At 59.7% G+C, this 16,855-nt stretch carries 15 protein-coding genes; 6 read left to right on the forward strand and 9 right to left on the reverse strand.

Annotated elements, in window-relative coordinates; all coding sequences use genetic code 11:
• Window positions 1–38: 38 nt before the first annotated feature.
• From AB5Y73_RS00960 to AB5Y73_RS00975, 4 genes are all read left to right on the forward strand, one after another.
• Window positions 39–1,436 (forward strand): TolC family protein, encoded by a 1,398-nt coding sequence (locus tag AB5Y73_RS00960; protein ID WP_162895402.1) that lies wholly within the window; start codon window positions 39–41, stop codon window positions 1,434–1,436.
• A gap of 73 nt (window positions 1,437–1,509) precedes the next feature.
• Window positions 1,510–2,514, forward strand: a complete 1,005-nt coding sequence (locus tag AB5Y73_RS00965; protein ID WP_107682614.1) for an HlyD family secretion protein — start codon at window positions 1,510–1,512, stop codon at window positions 2,512–2,514.
• A complete protein-coding gene (locus tag AB5Y73_RS00970; protein ID WP_107682613.1) occupies window positions 2,514–3,668 on the forward strand; it encodes an ABC transporter permease in 1,155 nt (384 codons plus the stop codon). The genes AB5Y73_RS00965 and AB5Y73_RS00970 overlap by 1 nt, the downstream gene beginning before the upstream one ends.
• Complete coding sequence (locus AB5Y73_RS00975) at window positions 3,668–4,864, forward strand: ABC transporter permease (protein ID WP_107682612.1); 1,197 nt, start codon at window positions 3,668–3,670, stop codon at window positions 4,862–4,864. The genes AB5Y73_RS00970 and AB5Y73_RS00975 overlap by 1 nt, the downstream gene beginning before the upstream one ends.
• 110 nt (window positions 4,865–4,974) lie before the next feature.
• Here AB5Y73_RS00975 and AB5Y73_RS00980 read toward each other — a convergent pair whose 3' ends face one another.
• The 3 genes from AB5Y73_RS00980 to AB5Y73_RS00990 form a co-directional block, all read right to left on the reverse strand.
• Entirely contained in the window at window positions 4,975–5,610 is a 636-nt protein-coding gene (locus AB5Y73_RS00980; protein ID WP_107682611.1) for an NAD(P)-dependent oxidoreductase, read from the reverse strand.
• Window positions 5,611–5,743: 133 nt separating this feature from the next.
• Window positions 5,744–6,598 (reverse strand): DnaA/Hda family protein, encoded by an 855-nt coding sequence (locus AB5Y73_RS00985; RefSeq protein WP_005349200.1) that lies wholly within the window; start codon window positions 6,596–6,598, stop codon window positions 5,744–5,746.
• A 71-nt stretch (window positions 6,599–6,669) separates the two neighbouring features.
• Entirely contained in the window at window positions 6,670–7,368 is a 699-nt protein-coding gene (locus AB5Y73_RS00990) for a DnaT-like ssDNA-binding domain-containing protein (protein WP_107682610.1), read from the reverse strand.
• 238 nt (window positions 7,369–7,606) lie between these two features.
• On the opposite strand from AB5Y73_RS00990, the gene AB5Y73_RS00995 reads away from it, so the two are divergent.
• The gene (locus AB5Y73_RS00995) at window positions 7,607–8,578 is read left to right on the forward strand and encodes a response regulator (protein ID WP_107682609.1); all 972 of its coding nucleotides are present in this window, start codon (window positions 7,607–7,609) and stop codon (window positions 8,576–8,578) included.
• 74 nt (window positions 8,579–8,652) lie between these two features.
• Here the strand turns inward: AB5Y73_RS00995 and AB5Y73_RS01000 are convergent, their stop codons facing one another.
• From AB5Y73_RS01000 to AB5Y73_RS01020, 5 genes are all read right to left on the reverse strand, one after another.
• Window positions 8,653–10,050 (reverse strand): peptide MFS transporter, encoded by a 1,398-nt coding sequence (locus tag AB5Y73_RS01000; protein WP_040065012.1) that lies wholly within the window; start codon window positions 10,048–10,050, stop codon window positions 8,653–8,655.
• Between the two features lie 213 nt (window positions 10,051–10,263).
• The gene (gene galU, locus AB5Y73_RS01005; RefSeq protein WP_107682608.1) at window positions 10,264–11,175 is read right to left on the reverse strand and encodes a UTP--glucose-1-phosphate uridylyltransferase GalU; all 912 of its coding nucleotides are present in this window, start codon (window positions 11,173–11,175) and stop codon (window positions 10,264–10,266) included.
• Window positions 11,176–11,271: 96 nt separating this feature from the next.
• Window positions 11,272–11,592: a ComEA family DNA-binding protein gene (locus AB5Y73_RS01010; protein WP_107682607.1), complete on the reverse strand. Its 321-nt coding sequence runs from the start codon at window positions 11,590–11,592 to the stop codon at window positions 11,272–11,274.
• 380 nt (window positions 11,593–11,972) lie between these two features.
• Window positions 11,973–14,153, reverse strand: coding sequence for a phosphate acetyltransferase (gene pta / locus AB5Y73_RS01015; RefSeq protein WP_005339119.1), 2,181 nt, complete (start codon window positions 14,151–14,153; stop codon window positions 11,973–11,975).
• A 55-nt stretch (window positions 14,154–14,208) separates the two neighbouring features.
• Window positions 14,209–15,411: an acetate kinase gene (locus AB5Y73_RS01020; protein WP_279499315.1), complete on the reverse strand. Its 1,203-nt coding sequence runs from the start codon at window positions 15,409–15,411 to the stop codon at window positions 14,209–14,211.
• Window positions 15,412–15,715: 304 nt separating this feature from the next.
• On the opposite strand from AB5Y73_RS01020, the gene yfbV reads away from it, so the two are divergent.
• The gene (gene yfbV / locus AB5Y73_RS01025) at window positions 15,716–16,156 is read left to right on the forward strand and encodes a terminus macrodomain insulation protein YfbV (RefSeq protein ID WP_005339116.1); all 441 of its coding nucleotides are present in this window, start codon (window positions 15,716–15,718) and stop codon (window positions 16,154–16,156) included.
• A gap of 59 nt (window positions 16,157–16,215) precedes the next feature.
• On the opposite strand, the gene AB5Y73_RS01030 is transcribed toward yfbV, so the two are convergent.
• Window positions 16,216–16,716 (reverse strand): YfbU family protein, encoded by a 501-nt coding sequence (locus AB5Y73_RS01030; RefSeq protein ID WP_107682606.1) that lies wholly within the window; start codon window positions 16,714–16,716, stop codon window positions 16,216–16,218.
• Window positions 16,717–16,855: the final 139 nt, after the last annotated feature.

Genomic DNA, 16,855 nt, shown 5'->3' on the forward strand with positions numbered 1-16,855 from the left:
CTCCACACATTTATGCAACAAAAGCGGATTGGGGATCTATGACGTCAAGGTTCATTAAATCACTCTGGCCGTGTCTGATGGGGGCCGTGCTGGGGTCGGCGCAGGCGCAAACCATCAGTTTTGGCGAAGCCTGGACCCGGGTCATCCAGCAGGATGAAGGGCTGGCTGCCGAGCAGGCCGGGGTCGATCGGGCCAAGCAGCTGCGCGAGGCGGCCAAGGACATGTATCTGCCCAAGGTGGATCTGGGGGCCAGCTATACCCATCTTGATCAGCCGATTGAACTTGATGCCCTCGATCTCAATCCGCTGGCCAAGCAGAAGGATCTGATCCTGGCGCTCGGCAGTCTGTTCGGGGTCGGGGCCAACGCATTTGTAACGCCCCTGACCAAACAGAATGTGGTGACCAGCTCGGTCAAGATGCTCTGGCCGCTCTTTGCCGGTGGTCGCATCGATGCGGCGCAGGATATCCGCCAGGCACAGGTGAGCGAGGCGCAGCAGCTGCTGGTGCTCAAGCAGCAATCCACCTTCGAGAGCCTCTCCCAGACCTATTTCGGCGTGGTGCTGGCTGCTCAGGTGGTGCAGACCAAACAGGAGATCGAAGAGGGGCTGGCCCACCATCTGGATCACGCCAAGAAGCTCGAAGCGCAGGGCCAGATCGCCAGGGTGGAGCGCCTCTCGGCCCAGTCGGCCTATGACAGAGCGCGCATCGATACCCAGAAGGCGCGCCGCAGCCTCGAGATCGCCGAACTGGCCCTCGGCCGCATGCTGAAGTTGCCAAATGCCCAGCCGGGCAGCGGCCTGTTCGTCAACAAGGAGCTGCCGCGCCTCGAGGGGTTGGTGAGCCAGACCCTGGAGGTGCACCCCGGTCTCAAGCTGCTCACTGCCAAGAAGGAGCAGGCCAAGGGGCTGATCCGGGTCGAGCAGGGCAAATATGCCCCCGAGGTGTTCCTGTTCGGCAACTACAACCTCTATGAAGATGATTCGCTCGCTTCCAAGACTGCGCCGGACTGGCTGGTGGGGGTGGGTGTCAGCATGCCGCTGGTGAGCCGCGATGGCCGCTCCGAGACGGTGCAGGCCGCCAAGAGCGCCGAGCTGCAGGTCAATCTGCTGCAAGCCAAGACCCGCCAGGATCTGGAGTTGCTGGTAGAGAAGACCTGGCGCGAAGCGGCGCAGGGGTTGGAGGAGTATCAATCCCTCTCTTCCACCCAGGCGCTGGCCGAGGAGAACGTGCTGCTGCGGGACAAGGCCTTCGGGCAGGGGCTCTCCACGTCACTCGATGTGGTGGATGCCCGGAACCAGCTGGCGGGGGTCAAGACCCAGCGCGCGGCGGCGGCTTATCAATATGTGGTGTCGCTGGCTCGTCTGCTGGCGCTCTCCGGCCAGATGAACAGTTTCAATCAATATCAGCACGGTCAGGTGATCGAGGTGAACTCATGATCGCCATCCGATTCGTGCCTTTTTCTATCTCTGTTTCGACCGCCAAGGGTCGCCCGTTTGTCGAGGTGAAGTGATGAGCCATCCCCCCATCAAAAAGAAGATGAGCCAGGGTAAACCGCTGTTGTTGCCATTGGCGCTGGTTATCTTGGTGGTCTGGCTCGGCTGGCGTTTCTGGCTCGCCTATCAGCCCGAGCCGGTGCATCTGCAAGGGCAGATTGAAGCGCAGCAATATTCGGTCTCCTCCAAGGTGCCGGGCCGCATCGACGAGGTGCTGGTTAAAAAGGGCGATCAGCTGACCAAGGAGCAGCTGGTCTTTACCCTGGCGAGCCCCGAGATTGAAGCCAAGCTGAGCCAGGCCAAGGCCGGTGAGGCCGCTGCGGGTGCGCTGGCGCAAGAGGCCGAGAAAGGGGCCCGAGCCCAGCAGATCGCCGCTGCCAAGGATCAGTGGCAAAAAGCCAAGGCTGCCGCCCAGCTGCGTGGCAAGACCTATGAGCGGGTTGCCAGTCTGCACCGCGACGGCGTAATGCCGCTCCAAAAACGCGACGAGGCCTGGACTGCCTGGCAAGCCGCCCGCTACAGCGAAGGGATGGCGTGGCAGCAGTACCAGATGGCGTTGGAAGGGGCGCGGGAAGAGACCAAGATCGCCGCCCGCGAGAAGGCCAAAATGGCGGCCGGTTCCGTGGCCGAGGTTGAGGCCTATCTGGCCGACACCCGCATCACCAGTCCCCACAATGGTGAAGTGAGTCAGGTGTTGCTGCGTAGCGGCGAGCTGGCGCCGCAAGGCTTCCCGGTTGTGACCCTGCTCGATATGAGTGATGCCTGGGCCCAGTTCCACGTGCGCGAGGATCTACTGCCCCGCTTCCCGGTCGGTACCGAGTTCGATGCCCGCATCCCGGGCCTTGGCGATCAGATGGTGCGCTTCAAGGTGACCCATGTGGCCGTGATGGGGGATTTCGCCACTTGGCGTGCTACCGATACCCGTCAGGGTTTCGATATGAAGAGCTTCCAAGTGGAGGCTCGCCCGCTGCAACCGGTTGAGGGGCTGCGGGTTGGCATGAGTGTGCTGGTTGAACTCTGATGGGACGTGAATTTCGGCTGCTGTGGCAGGATCCATTCAGCCGTGCCCTGATGAGCTGGGTGCCGCTGCTGCTGATGGGGATCCTCTGCTGGATCTTCTCGGCAGGATTGGCCCGCGACCTCAAGGTGGGGCTGGTGGATCTCGACCACAGCGTGCTGTCGCGCCAGCTCGCCTTCTCGCTGAATGGCTCGGCCGGGCTCAAGGTGGCGCAACAGTTCGACTCCATCGATGCCGGGGCGCGCGCCCTGCGCGGTGGCGATATCTATGCGCTGGTGGTGATCCCCAACCATCTGGAGCGAGATGCTCGTCAGGGCACCCAGCCGCAGGTGACTGTGTTCAACAACGGCCAGCTCATCCTCATCGCCAAGCTGGTTAACTCGGCACTGGCGCAGGTGGTAGGCACTCTCAACGGTCAGGTCGGTGTGCTGGAGGCGATGGCCGACGGCAAGGCATTGCCCGGCGCGCTCGGGCAGTCGGTGCCTATCAGCAGTCAGGTCACTGCGCTCTATAACCTCAACTCCAGCTACGCCCAGTTTCTGTTGAGCGCCATTCTGCCAGCCGTATGGCAGATCCTGGTGGTGCTGTTCGGCCTCAATGCGCTGGCCCGTACCGATCGGCTGGGACTGGACTGGACCACACGCGGTGTCTGGTTTGGTCTCTGGCGCACCCTGCTGCCCCACGTGCTGATTGGCTGGGGGTGGGGAATTGTCTGGACACTGCTGCTGTTCAAGGGCTTCTCCTACCCCATGCACGGCAGCTGGCTGGTGCTGGTGGTGGGTCTGGGGCTCGCCTCGGCGGCCTGCGTCACCATGGGGGCCTTTTTCTACGGCATCATTCGGGATCCGGCCCGTGCCCTGTCGCTGGCGGGGGCTTACACTGCGCCCGGTTTCGCCTTTATGGGGGTCACCTTTCCGGTGAGCGCCATGGGGGATTTCGCCCGCTTCTGGCGCAGCCTGTTGCCGGTCTCTCACTATGTGGAGCTGCAGATTGGTCAGAGCAACTACGGTCTGCCTCTCGCATCGGCGTTGCCGCAACTGGGGGCGCTGCTGCTGTTCCTGCTCCCCCTGCTGCTGGTGGTACGCCGTTACAAGCAGCAGGCCGAGCTGGCCCGTCAATCAGCCGCAGTGGCGAGCGCCGAAAAGGAGCCTGAGTGATGCTGGGATTTGTCGATCTGTTGCGCCTAGAGCTGCGCACCCTGCTGGCGGATCGCGCCATCATGCTCACCCTGTTTGGCGGGGTGGTCTTCTACTCGTTTCTCTATCCCCAGCCCTATCTGCATCAGCTGCCGCGGGAAGAGGCGGTGGTGGTGGTCAACGAGGATGGCAGTCAGTTGTCCCGTCAGCTGGAGTTTATGGCCGATGCCACGCCGCAGGTGAAGCTGGTTGCGCGGGCCAATTCGCTGGCCGAGGCGCGCCAGCTGATGATGGCCGGGGAGGCGAGCGGGATCCTGCACATCCCCAACCACTTCTATCGGGATCTGATACTGGGCAAGAGCGTCACCCTGAGCTATGCCGGTGATGCCTCCTACTTTCTGGTCTACGGCACCATTGCCGAAGGACTGGCGCAGGCCGGTGGCACTCTCGCCGCGCAGGTGAAGGTGGCGCGGCTGTTGAGCCACGGCGAGGCGCTACCACAAGCGGCCATGGGCTGGAATGCGGTGGCCCTCAACGTGGTGCCGGTGTTCAACCCCACCATGGGCTATGTGAATTACGTGGTGCCGGCGGTGTTCGTGCTGATCCTCCATCAGGTACTGCTGATGGGGGCGGGGATCCTGGGGGCGACCCAGAACCAGCGCAGCTGCCGCGGCGAGCATGGTTATTGGCAAAGCGCGCCGGTGTTGCCGCTGCTGCTGGCCAGAACCCTGGTGCTGGCGGGGTTGTTCCTGCTGCCGGTGAGCTACTTCCTCGGCTTCTGCTTCGATCACTACAACATCGCTCGCCATGCTGACCCTGTGCAGCTTTGGCTGTTCGCCCTGCCATTCCTGCTGGCGACCTGCTGGTTTGGCGTGGTGCTCGGCGCGATATTTACCCGGCGGGATCTGCCGACTCAGGTGGTGCTGATCTCCTCCCTGCCGCTGGTTTTTCTGGCGGGCTTTATCTGGCCGCTCGAGCTGATCCCGGCGCCTCTCAACTGGCTGGCTCAGTGGGTGCCCACTATCCCCGCCATCGAGGGTTTTCTGCGCCTTAACCAGATGGGGGCCGACTTTGCGCAGGTTTCCCGTTACTGGTGGCAACTATGGGGTCTGGCGCTGCTCTACGGCGCGCTGGCTTGCCTGTTGCTGCGCTGGCGGCAGCAGTCGTTGCCGGTTGCTCGCCCGTCAGTCGTGCAGAGTGAAACGACCGCCGGTTAAGCGGGATGGTGCAAGCGCCCGTGAGATGGCGTGTGCGGTAAAGTGAAAACGGTCAGCCCTTGGGCTGACCGTTTTGTTATGTGGTGGGGTTAAGCGGTTTTACTGCTGCTTTAGCCACGCTGGAGCGTGGGATCCCCGATGGCGTAGATCTGCCCCACCGCCGTCTCATCTGCCAGCAGACGCAGCCCTTGGGCGGCCACATCGGCACGGCGTACCAGTCCGTGTACCTCCTTGCCCTGACTCAGCTCGGCGCGGCTGGTGGCGTCGCCATCCTGCAGGCCCGCCGGGCGCAGAATGGTCCATGCGAGGGCGCTGGTCTGCAGCCAGCTCTCCGCCAGACTCTTGAGACGCACCTCGTGACCGAAGGCGGCGCGTGCCCGCTCCGGCAGATATTGCCAGCTGTCGCCGCAGCCGAGGGAGGTGACCAGCAGCAGCCGTTTCAGGCCTGCCTGCTCCATGGCATCGATTACATGGCGGTTGCCCTGATAGTCCACCGGCGTGGCTTGACGGAAGCTGCCGAGGGTAGAGACGACCTGTGCTTCTAGCCCCGCCAGAACACATGCCTGCTGCACCGCAGCCAGATCCAGCGCATCCCCTTCGATCACTTCGACCCCCAGCTCCCCCAGTTCCGTGGCCATCTCGGGGTTGCGTACCAGCGCAACGACCCGGTGACCCTGGCTCAGGGCGTGATGAGTAAAGGCGCGGCCCAGCCCGCGGCTGGCTCCGAAAATCAGTGTGGTTGGCATAGATGAGCTCCCTTGGCAAAAGGGGCTAGCCTAGTGGCTTGTTCGCCTACTGTAAATGAGAGTTGTTTCTATTTGTGAGCTGGCAGGGAGGAGAGAGTGCGAGCCGCCAGCGACTCGCACTCTTTGGGAGGGATCAGCCGTTGTAGTTGCCGATGCTGGGGCGACGGCTTGGGCCACTCAGGTGGATATCCACCGGATTGAACGCCTTGATCGCCTCATAGCTGAAATCACCGATCGCCTGATGCAGGCTCTGGGGCGTGTGGTTGGTGATGATGATGACGCTCTTTGACAGGTTGCGACGACGGCGCAGCAGGTGGCCGAGGAAGCTGGACTGGCTCTCCGCCATTTTGGCGCGGTTGGCCGATACCTCATCGATGATCAGCAGATCCACCTCTTCCAGCGCGCGGCGGTACTGGTTGCGCTCGTCCTGATCGGGGATGACGTTGAAAAACAGCCGATCGACGATGGAGGCCCACTGCTGGAAGATCACCGATTTCTGGTGACGGGCGATCAGCTCATGCGCTACCGCTCCCGCCAGGGTCGACTTGCCGGTGCCGTAGTCGCCGTAGATCAGCATGCAACCGCCACCGCTCTTCTCCCAGTGCTCGAAGCCGCTGATAAAGTAACGGGCTGTTTCGATGGGGTATTGCAGCGCCGGGTCACCGGCATCCATCTTGTCAAATACCCAGTCAGGGTTGAGGTCGGCCTGGGCGATCAGCTTCTGAATCCGCTCCTGACGGGCTGCCTTCTGCAGCTCGCGCACCTCGGCGTTGGCCTTGGCGTCGTACTCCTTGCGCAGGGTCTCGTAGTCATACTGGCCGCCACCGGTCTCTTGTTGCAGGCGACGAATACGCTCCAGCAGGCCACCCACATGGCGGCTCAATTCCGGGTCGTGAATGCGGTGATCCTGCTTGGCCTTGGCGATCTTCTGGCGCTTGGCTTCGATCTCTTCCAGCTCCTGGCGCAGGGGATCTTGCGGGTCAGTCATGGAATGCTCCTTCTGCTCGATCAGGGATGGGTAGACAAGGGGTTGATTCTGCCTGCAGGCGGGGGCCGCTATCAATCATTATCCGGCTCCTGCTGCGCTGCGGGTTCTTGCGTCTGCTGTTGGGCCAGTCGCTTGGCCTCTTCAATCATCTGTTGGGCCCGTTTGCTGGGGCCCGCCTCTGCCGGGGCCGGCGTCACCTGCTGGTAGCCCTGCACCTCCATCGGCTTGCGACGGGTATAGCGGCGGGTCTTGAGGGCGCGAATGAACTTGAGCATCCATTGATGCTGGGAGTCGAACACCTCGGGGCGCCCCAGCCAGTAGGCGATAAACTCCCCCAGATCTTCTTCGCTATAGCTGGCATCGATCACCCCGCACAGGCGGGCGAGGGCGGGCAGCTCCTCGTCCGGTCGCCATTGCAGATGCATCTGGAAGGGGCGCTCCGGCAGCGGGCTGCGCAATTTCTGGGTCAGCAGTGGCAACTGGAACGGGCACTGATGGTAGTGCTCACTCTCGGGCTGAGCCTCGACCTGCAGCAGGCCCGCCTCCATCAGTTCATCGAACAGCTCGGTGAGCTGGCGGGCATTGACCTGAAACGAGAAGCCGCAGGGATCTCCCGGATCGGCCACTGCCAGCGCCCGACCCAGCTCGGGATAGTTGAGCCTGGCCGCCTGATTTTCCAGCACCAGTCGGCGCAGCTGCAAGGTATAGAGACTGCGAGCCGGATGGGACAATCTTGGGTGGGCAAGGGCGCTGTATTCGGCTGGGGTCATGGTCTTCTTCACGAGCTGGAGTGGGGGGCATTATCCCTTATGGCGCCCACTTGCACAATTCGGATGGGGTTGCGACATAACGAGGAGATGCGGCACTGCTATGTGGTTGTTAATAGAGCTATCTGTATTTCAGAATCTGACCAAGGTCTATTTTTGACGCATCGTTTCCGCGGATACCTCACTTTTGAACTAGTCTTAATACCTAAATAACCAATTGACTAATAAGAGCTTTATCAAGATGTTAAGAGCCGGGCTAAGGATCCTAGTGGTGGAGGACGAAGCCGTTTTTCGCCACTCGATAGTGAGTTACCTCGCACGGGACGGGGCAACGGTTTTTCAGGCCGAAGACGGGATTGAGGGTCTGTCGGCCGCTGCTCTCTACCATCCCGATGTGGTGCTCTGCGATCTCAACATGCCCAATATGGATGGTCACGAAGTGATCGCCTGCCTCTCTGCTCGCTACCCCGATATCCCGGTTATCGTCATCTCGGCCCAGAGCACCATGGAGGCAGTGGCTGGTGCCCTGCGCGCCGGTGCACGTGATTACCTGCTCAAGCCGCTGGAAGATTATGCGCTGGTCGAGCGCAGCATAGAGCAGTGCCTCAACGGCAGCGGCAACCGGGCGCAGCAGTTGGAACTGATGGGTCACATCGACTATTTCAGTGCCCACGACAAGGCGGCCAGCCGCCTGCTGGCGGGGCTCAAGCCGCCGGGCTTGCAGGAGTGGGGCCCCTGGCAGGTCACGTTCAAGGGGCTGGGGCAGTTGTTTATTCCCGATACCTTCAAGGTGGAAGACAAGCTGCTGGTGCTGGTGATGGAGCTGCCTATCATGGGTACGGATGCGGCATTTAGTGGTGCGCTGGTGCGATCCTTGATGAACGTCCCCTACCGCCAGTTTCAGCAGAACGAGAGCCGGTTGCTGAGCCAGCCGCACCGGTTGCTCGACTACCTCAACCATCAGTTGATGGCGTCCGGGCTTCGCCACTCTTTTGCCATGGCGGCGCTGCTGTTTGATCAGCATGATGGGCTGGTGTTTGCCAACGCAGGGCTCACTTCTCCCCACTGGCTGATGCGCTCAGGCGGCCTACCCCTTGGTCTGATGCGCAGCAGCCACTACGCCCTGCACAAACGCAGCTGGCATGAGCCGTTCGCCCTGCAGTTTCGCAGCGATAGCGGCGGCTCGCTGGATGTGCAGGTTCGTCATCACTGATGCCGCCTGATAAACAGGCCAAAACAAACAGGGCGCCGATGGGCGCCCTGTTTGTTGTTTACAATCCTGACCGTTTAGACGGTGGCGGATTGCAGTTTCTTCTCTTGCGCTTGCGGCTCTTTGGCCGGGCCTTCGGCACCGTGCATCCAGTAGACCAGGCGGTTGGCCATGGTCAGCAGGATCAGGGCGCTCAGTATCGCAGCCAGGGCGATGCCACCGAAGATGGCGATCGGACCGGCTTCACCTACGAAGGAGCCGATAAAGCCCGCAGCGTAGTTGGCCAGGGCAACGAAGCCAAACCAGGCACCCATCATCAGGGAAGCCAGACGCAGCGGAGCCAGTTTGGTCACCATGGAGAGGCCAATCGGGGAGAGGCAGAGCTCGCCCAGGGTGTGGAACAGGTATGCGCCAACCAGCCAGAACATGGAGGTCTTGACGGTGTTGTCACCACCCTGCTGCAGCACGGCACCGACCATGAACAGGAAGCCGATAGCCAGGAACAGCAGACCCATGGCGAATTTCACCGGAGAGTTCGGCTCTTTCTTGCCGAGCTTGATCCAGATAGCCGCAACGACCGGTGCCAGGGTGATAATGAAGAAGGGGTTCAGGGACTGGAACCAGGCGGTCGGCACTTCGAAGCTGCCGATCATGCGGTCGGTATACTCCTGGGTGTAGAGGTTCATCAGACCACCGGCCTGCTCGAAACCGGCCCAGAAGATGATGGTGAACAGACCCAGTACCAGAATAACCTTGATGCGATCCACTTCCTGCTTGGTCAGCGGTGCTTTCTGCTCGGTAGTACGCAGGGCGGCTGCGCGCTGGGCGGCAGTGACGCGACCGATGTCACCCAGGAAACGCTGGGCCATGGTGGCCTGGATCACCAGAGAGAGCAGCATACCGATACCGGCGCCGACGAAGGCTGCTTGCCAGCCGTAGGCCGTAGCGGCAGCACCACAGATCACACCTGCCAGCAGGGAACCCAGGTTGATACCCATGTAGAAGATGGTGAAAGCACCATCACGGCGGTGATCGCCCTCTTCATAGAGGTCACCCACCATGGTGGATATGTTCGGTTTGAACAGGCCATTACCCACGATCAGCAGCGCGAGGCCCGCGTAGAACATGGTGTTGACCATATCCGGGAACATGGCGTGGGGCAGTGCCAGAGTGAACTGACCTGCGGCCATCAGCACGGCACCGATCAGGATGGCGCGACGTTGACCCAGGAAGGTGTCAGCCAGCCAGCCGCCGATCAGCGGAGTGATATAAACCAGACCGGTATAGATACCGTAGAGTTTGAGGGCATCTGCCTGACTCCAGCCCAGACCGCCGTTGGCAGTCAGGTCGGTCAGATAGAGCACCAGCACGGCACGCATGCCGTAATAGGAGAATCTCTCCCACAGTTCGGTACTAAAGAGCAAAAAAAGCCCTTTAGGGTGACCTAAAAAGGTCCCTTTTGACGGGTTATTCATTGGAACTTCCACCTGTGTCTTATATTTTTTTGAGTTTTTTATGCAAGGGCGAGAAACACGCCTCAATCCTTATAGAGCATGTGTGAATAAATTACAACATTATGATTTGCTGAGAGTTTATTTACTCTTGATTGATTTTTTGTTGCAAAAATGAAAAAGGAGCATCATTTGATGCCCCTTAAATACGTCTATAAAAAACAGATTTATCAGCGATTACAACTGCTTGACGAACTGCTTCAGCCAGCCGATGAATTCACCATTCAGCTCGTGATGGCGCACACCATATTCCACATTGGCTTTCATGTAGCCCAGCTTGCTGCCGCAATCGTGGCTCTTGCCCTTCATGAAGTAGGCGTTGACTTGCTCCTGCTCCATCAGCATGGCGATGGCGTCCGTCAGCTGGATCTCGTCACCGGCACCGGCCGGGGTTTTCTCCAGCAGCGGCCAGATATTGGAGGAGAGGACGTAACGACCCACCACCGCCAGATTGGAGGGGGCTTCGTCACGGGGCGGCTTCTCGACAATGGCCTGCATCGGCAGGGACATCCCCTCGCTCAGGGCCTCGCCCTTGATGTCGGCGATGCCGTACTTGTCCACTTCGCTCTCGGGAACCGCTTCCACCATGATCTGGCTGATCTGGTTCTCTTCGAACATGTGCACCATCTCGGCCAGGTTGTCTTTTTTCGGGTCGCTGGCTACTTCATCAATCAGTACATCCGGCAGCAGCACGGTAAACGGGTTGTCACCGATCAGCGGGCGTGCGCAGAGCACAGCGTGGCCCAGCCCTTTGGCCTCGCCCTGGCGGACGTGCATGATGGTGACGTCTTTCGGGCAGATCTGTTGCACCTCTTCCAGCAGCTGACGCTTGACCCGCTTCTCGAGGGTCGCTTCCAGTTCGAAACTCTTGTCGAAGTGGTTTTCGATGGAGTTCTTGCTTGAGTGGGTGACCAGCACGATCTCCTTGATACCGGCGGCGATGGCTTCGCGCACTACGTACTGGATCAGCGGTTTGTCGACCACCGGCAGCATCTCTTTCGGGATGGCCTTGGTGGCTGGCAGCATACGGGTACCCAGACCGGCTACCGGGAGCACGGCCTTGCGAACTGTCAGAGGAGTCTTTTTCATGGAAAACTATCCAGCGGGATTAAAGTGCGGCCATGATACTCCAAGAAAAATGGGGCAGCCACAGGCTGCCCCATTCGTATATGCAGAGCTCGGACGTTATTTGACGATGATCATGTCACGGTTGGCTTCCAGCGTGGCCGGGCCAATGCCATTGACATCCGCCAGCTGATCGACCGAGGTGAACTTTCCCTGTTTTTCCCGATAGTCGACGATGGCTTGTGCCTTCTTGTCACCAATCCCTTTCAGGCTGGTGAGTTCGGCAAGGGTGGCCGTATTGATGTTCAGCTTGCCGGTCTCCTTGGCGACCTCGGCTGTGGTTGTTTGCTTGGGTGCTGCCTTATCTGCGGCCAGCACGGGTTGGCTGAACAGGGGCAAGCAGGCCAGCAGCATGATTGCAGAGAGCTTCTTCATCAGCATTTCCATTCCTCCATGATGTTGGATTTTGCCGAGTAGGCAGTTTGAGAAATAGCGTATCGAACGGGTCTTTTTCACTGCTATTTCTAACAGGTCAAATTCTCATGCCGATGGTGGCGGATTTGCTATAAGCGCTTAGCCATGAATGCCGCCGTATAGCCAACCTTATGATCTGGAATGTATTTCAGATGCATCTTTGATTTGACGAGCAAACTTCTCCGAGATGCTCTGCTCAAACCGTTGTGGAGGTGCCGGATGGAATTATTCTGCGCAACAAAGTGCGGATGGCATGTTTCACTGGTCTTCAAAGAGAGAACCAATAAAAAAGGCTGCTCACCTGGGGTGAGCAGCCTTTGTGATCGGTTTTTTCAGACTAAAGCTGATTAGGCTTGTTCGTCAGCCTGGGCAGCCTGGATACCGGTCAGGGCGATGGTGTAGACGATGTCGTCAACCAGGGCACCACGGGAGAGGTCGTTAACCGGCTTGCGCATGCCTTGCAGCATGGGGCCGATGGAGACCAGGTCAGCGGAACGCTGCACCGCTTTGTAAGTGGTGTTACCTGTGTTCAGGTCCGGGAAGACGAACACGGTAGCTTTACCGGCAACCGGTGAGTTCGGTGCCTTGGACTTGGCCACGTTCTCCATGATGGCCGCGTCGTACTGCAGGGGGCCGTCGATGATGAGGTCGGGGCGCTTGGCCTTGGCCAGCTCGGTCGCTTCACGCACTTTCTCTACATCGGCACCGGCGCCAGAGGTACCGGTAGAGTAGGAGATCATGGCGACGCGCGGCTCGATGCCGAAAGCGGCAGCGGAGTCGGCGGACTGGATGGCGATCTCGGCCAGCTGCTCGGCGGTGGGATCCGGGTTGATCGCGCAGTCACCGTAGACCAGCACCTGGTCAGGCAGCAGCATGAAGAAGATGGAGGAGATCAGGGAAGAGCCCGGAGCGGTCTTGATGATCTGCATCGGCGGACGGATGGTGTTGGCAGTGGTGTGCACCGCGCCGGATACCAGGCCGTCAACTTCATTGCGCTCCAGCATCATGGTACCCAGTACCACGTTGTCTTCCAGCTGCTCGCGGGCAACCACTTCGGTCATGCCCTTGTTCTTGCGCAGCTCGACCAGACGCGGCACATAGCGCTCGCGTACAACGGCCGGATCGATGATCTCGACGCGATCGGTCAGAACCACACCCTGCTGCTCCGCAACACGACGGATCTCTTCCGGGTTACCCAGCAGCACCGGACGGGCTATGCCACGCTCGGCACAGATGGCGGCAGCCTTGATGGTGCGCGGCTCGTCGCCTTCTGGCAGCACGACACGCTTGTTGGCCTGACGGGCCAGCTCGGTCAGCTGATAACGGAATGCCGGCGGGCTCAGACGACGGGAACGGGTAGAGCTGACGGTCAGCGACTCGATCCAGTGCTTGTCGATGTGGCCAGCGACGTAGTCCTGTACCAGCTCGATACGCTCGCGGTCATCTTCCGGAATATCGACGTTGAAGTTCTGCAGGCTGACGGCGGTCTGCCAAGTGTTGGTGCCGGTCATCATGATCGGCAGGCCGGTGGCCATGGCCTGTTGGCACAGCGCCATGACCTGCGGCTCCGGATGATAGTTACCGGTCAGCAGCAGGGCGCCCAGCTTGACGCCGTTCATGGCGGAGAGGCAGGCGGAGACGATGACGTCAGAGCGATCGCCGGAGGTGACCAGCAGGCTACCCGGACGGAAGTGCTCAACCATGTTGTGGATGGAGCGGGCGCAGAAGGTCACGGTCTGCAGGCGACGGCTGTCCAGCTCACCCTTGTGCAGGATCTTGGCAGCCAGATGCTTGGCGAGATCCTTGGCGCGCGGGGCGATCAGCTGGGTGTTCCAGGGGATGCAACCCAGGATGCGCAGCGGGCTCTTGCCGAATACTTGCAGCACTTCCAGGTTGTGAGCCGCGTCAGAAGCGTGGTGATGGGCTTCGAACATCTCGGTCAGGTCAGGGCGGGTTACGCCATGCTCGTCAACCGGTGCGCCAACCTTGTTGATCACGCAGCCAACGATGCGGGGGTTGTTGACACCACCGAAGTTGGAGCAGGCCAGCTCGATGCGCTCTTTCAGCTTCTGGCTGGAGTCATGGCCCGGATGGGTCACGAATACCATGTCGGCATCCAGAGCTTTAGCGACGTCGTAGTTCAGCTTGTTGGCAAAGGGCTGCTTGTCGGTCGGCACCATACCTTCGACAACCAGCACTTCGGCACCACTGGATTTCACGTGCTCTTCGAAGCGGGCAACAATCTCTTCCAGCAGGATGTCGGTGTTGCTGGAGCTGATCATGTTCTCGGCGTAGGAGAGGGTGAAGGGCTCGGGCGGATTGATGTTGGCAGCAGCGCGGATAACGGCGGTTGAGCGCTCGGCACCGGTTTCACCCGGACGCGGCTGGGCAACCGGTTTGAAGAAGCTGACATTGACACCGTGACGCTCCATGGCGCGAACAACGCCCAGACTCACGGAAGTTACGCCGACACCAGTGCCGACCGGGATAAGCATAATAGTGCGTGCCACTTTATACCCCTTGTTCATTTTTTGGGATCAGGAAAAGGCCGCCCTGGTGGGCGGCCTCGAGTTACTGCGTCAATTAAGCGCCGACCAGTTCCAGCGCGTCGTGGGCGATAACCCACTCTTCGTTGGTCGGGATTACCAGGGCCTTAGTAGAACCAGCCTTGGTGATCTCACCACCCTTGCCGAAACGAGCCTTCAGGTTGGCGTCGTGATCGACGTCAAAGCCCAGCAGACTCAGCTTGTTCAGGGTGATTTCACGGATCGGGGCGGAGTTTTCACCGATACCACCGGTGAAAACAACGGCGTCCAGACGACCGTCCATGGCGGCAGCGTAGGCGCCGATGTACTTGGCCAGGCGATAGCAGTAAACGTCCATAGCACGCTTGGCTTCTTCTTTGCTGTCGTAGTTGTCTTCAACAAAACGGCAGTCGGAGGTCACTTCGGTCAGACCCTGCAGGCCGGACTCTTTGGTCAGCATGGTGTTGATATCGGCCACGCTCATGCCCAGCTTGTCGTGCAGGAAGAAGATGATGGCCGGGTCCAGATCGCCGGAGCGGGTACCCATCACCAGACCTTCCAGCGGGGTCAGACCCATGGAGGTATCAACGGATTTGCCGTTCTTGATGGCGCAGACGGAACCGCCGTTGCCCAGGTGGCAGTTGATGATGTTCAGCTCTTCAACCGGCTTGTTCAGCTGCTTGGCAGCTTCCAGGCTGATGTAGTAGTGGCTGGTGCCGTGAGCGCCGTAGCGACGGATGCCGTTCTCTTTGTAGAGCTTGTAGGGCAGGGCGTACAGGAAGGCTTCTTCCGGCATGGTCTGGTGGAACGCGGTATCGAATACGGCCACGTTCTTGTCAGCCAGCGCCGGGAATACGCGGCGAGCTTCACGGATACCGATCAGGTGAGCTGGGTTGTGCAGCGGTGCGTACGGAACGGCGGCTTCGATGCCGGCGATCACGTCTTCGCAGATGACAACGGAAGAGGTGAAGCGCTCGCCACCGTGAACAACACGGTGACCGATGGCGATCAGGTTCTTGGACAGTTCCGGATTGAGCGGCAGGATCTTGTTGACGATGAAGTCCAGCGCTTCCTGGTGAGCGGCACCCGCGCCCAGATCGGCACTGCCTTTCTCGCCATTCAGTTTCCACTTGATGCGGGCATCGTCGAGGTTGAAGCACTCGGCCAGGCCGGACAGCAGGTCATCACCGGTGGTTGCGTCAATGACGGCAAACTTCAGGGAAGAGCTGCCACAGTTAAGAACAAGAACCAGCTTACTCATGAATAAATCCTATCGCAGATTGGGTTGTGTAGGCGGATGCGTTGGACGCGGTGCGGCCAAAAACTTTCAACTTATCCTTATGAGGGTTGGCAATCTGTTGCTTGCCCCTTGTATAGTGATACAAGACCCGAAATCCAGACGTCCCTGACAGGTCAATAGCAAGAAGCTTTTGACGCAAAAATGGGCGTACAAAGGATAACCCGATTGTTGAAAAATAACAAAGTCATCCTCAACCTTTGTTACTTTGCATCAAATTTTGTCGAGGTTTTGCCGTTAGTACGTTCAAAAAGCGCTCGGAGGTAGTATGAGCATGAACATTTTTGGAACTAAGTTACAGCAAGGCCGCCATTATATGACGCTTTGGCCGCGCCGTCCCGAGCTCAATTCGATGTTTCCTGAAAATCGGGTGATCAAGGCGACCGAGTTCGCCCTCAAGGTGATCCCCGCGCTGGCGGTGCTGAGCGTGATGCTGCAGTTCCAGTTTGGCGAGCTGCACTACTGGCCCTCCGTCATCACGTCCGTGCTGTTTCTGCTCAGTTTGCCGCTGCAGGGCTACTACTGGCTTGGTCAGCGTGCCGACACCCGCTTGCCCCCATCGCTGGCGAGCTGGTATCGGGAGATCAACGGCAAGATGAACGAGCAGGGAGGCCGCCGCCAGCTGGTTTCCCAGCCGCGCTATGAAGAGCTGGCTGATACCCTCAAGGCCGCCTTCCAGCAGCTCGATAAATCTTTTCTCTACGAATAATCCGCTTCAGATGCAAAAAGGCGCCAGTGGCGCCTTTTTTGTTGCGGTCGGTGTGCGGATCAGGCCGCCAGTACCTTGCGGATCTCCTGGATGGAGAGCTTGTACTGACGCGGGCACTGACGCCATACAGTCAGCATCCGCTGGTATTTGTCGCGCATGGCGATGTCGCTGGAGAGCTCGTCGCACGGGCACTTGAGCTCGGGGAAGCGCTTGTCCACCTCCAGCAGGAAGCAGACATAGTCGGCCAGCTCCCGCTCCTGGCTGCGGCTGTAGCCGTTGAACTCCAGCCGGCTGGCATTGATCTCGCCCTGATCGGCGGCATCCAGATTGCCCCATGAGATGGCCAGTGCGTGGTGCAGCTCCAGGGTGTCGATCACCTCCTGGCAGGTCGCCAGATCCAGATGGCCGAAGCTCTTCTCCAGCTCGAGGATCTGCAGGCAGTAGCCGCGCTCGATGATGGTGCTGGCGCGCTGGTAGGCGTCCGCTTTCTCCGGATTGAGTTTCGCCAGAATTTCGTACTGGTTGCTCAGGATCAAACGCTCAGTGTTGCTCATGTTCATGGGATATCTCGCTGGAAGATGATTCTGGGGTCACGTTAACCCATATATAAAATGAATTTTTTGATCTGGGCGGGGGAGTTGGTGAGAAAAATCCGCTGGCAAGGGGCGGCTGGCCAGACAAAAAAGGCCTGCATGGCAG

The sequence above is a fragment of the Aeromonas sp. s7(2024) genome, assembly GCF_040907825.1.
Lineage (GTDB): Bacteria > Pseudomonadota > Gammaproteobacteria > Enterobacterales > Aeromonadaceae > Aeromonas > Aeromonas veronii.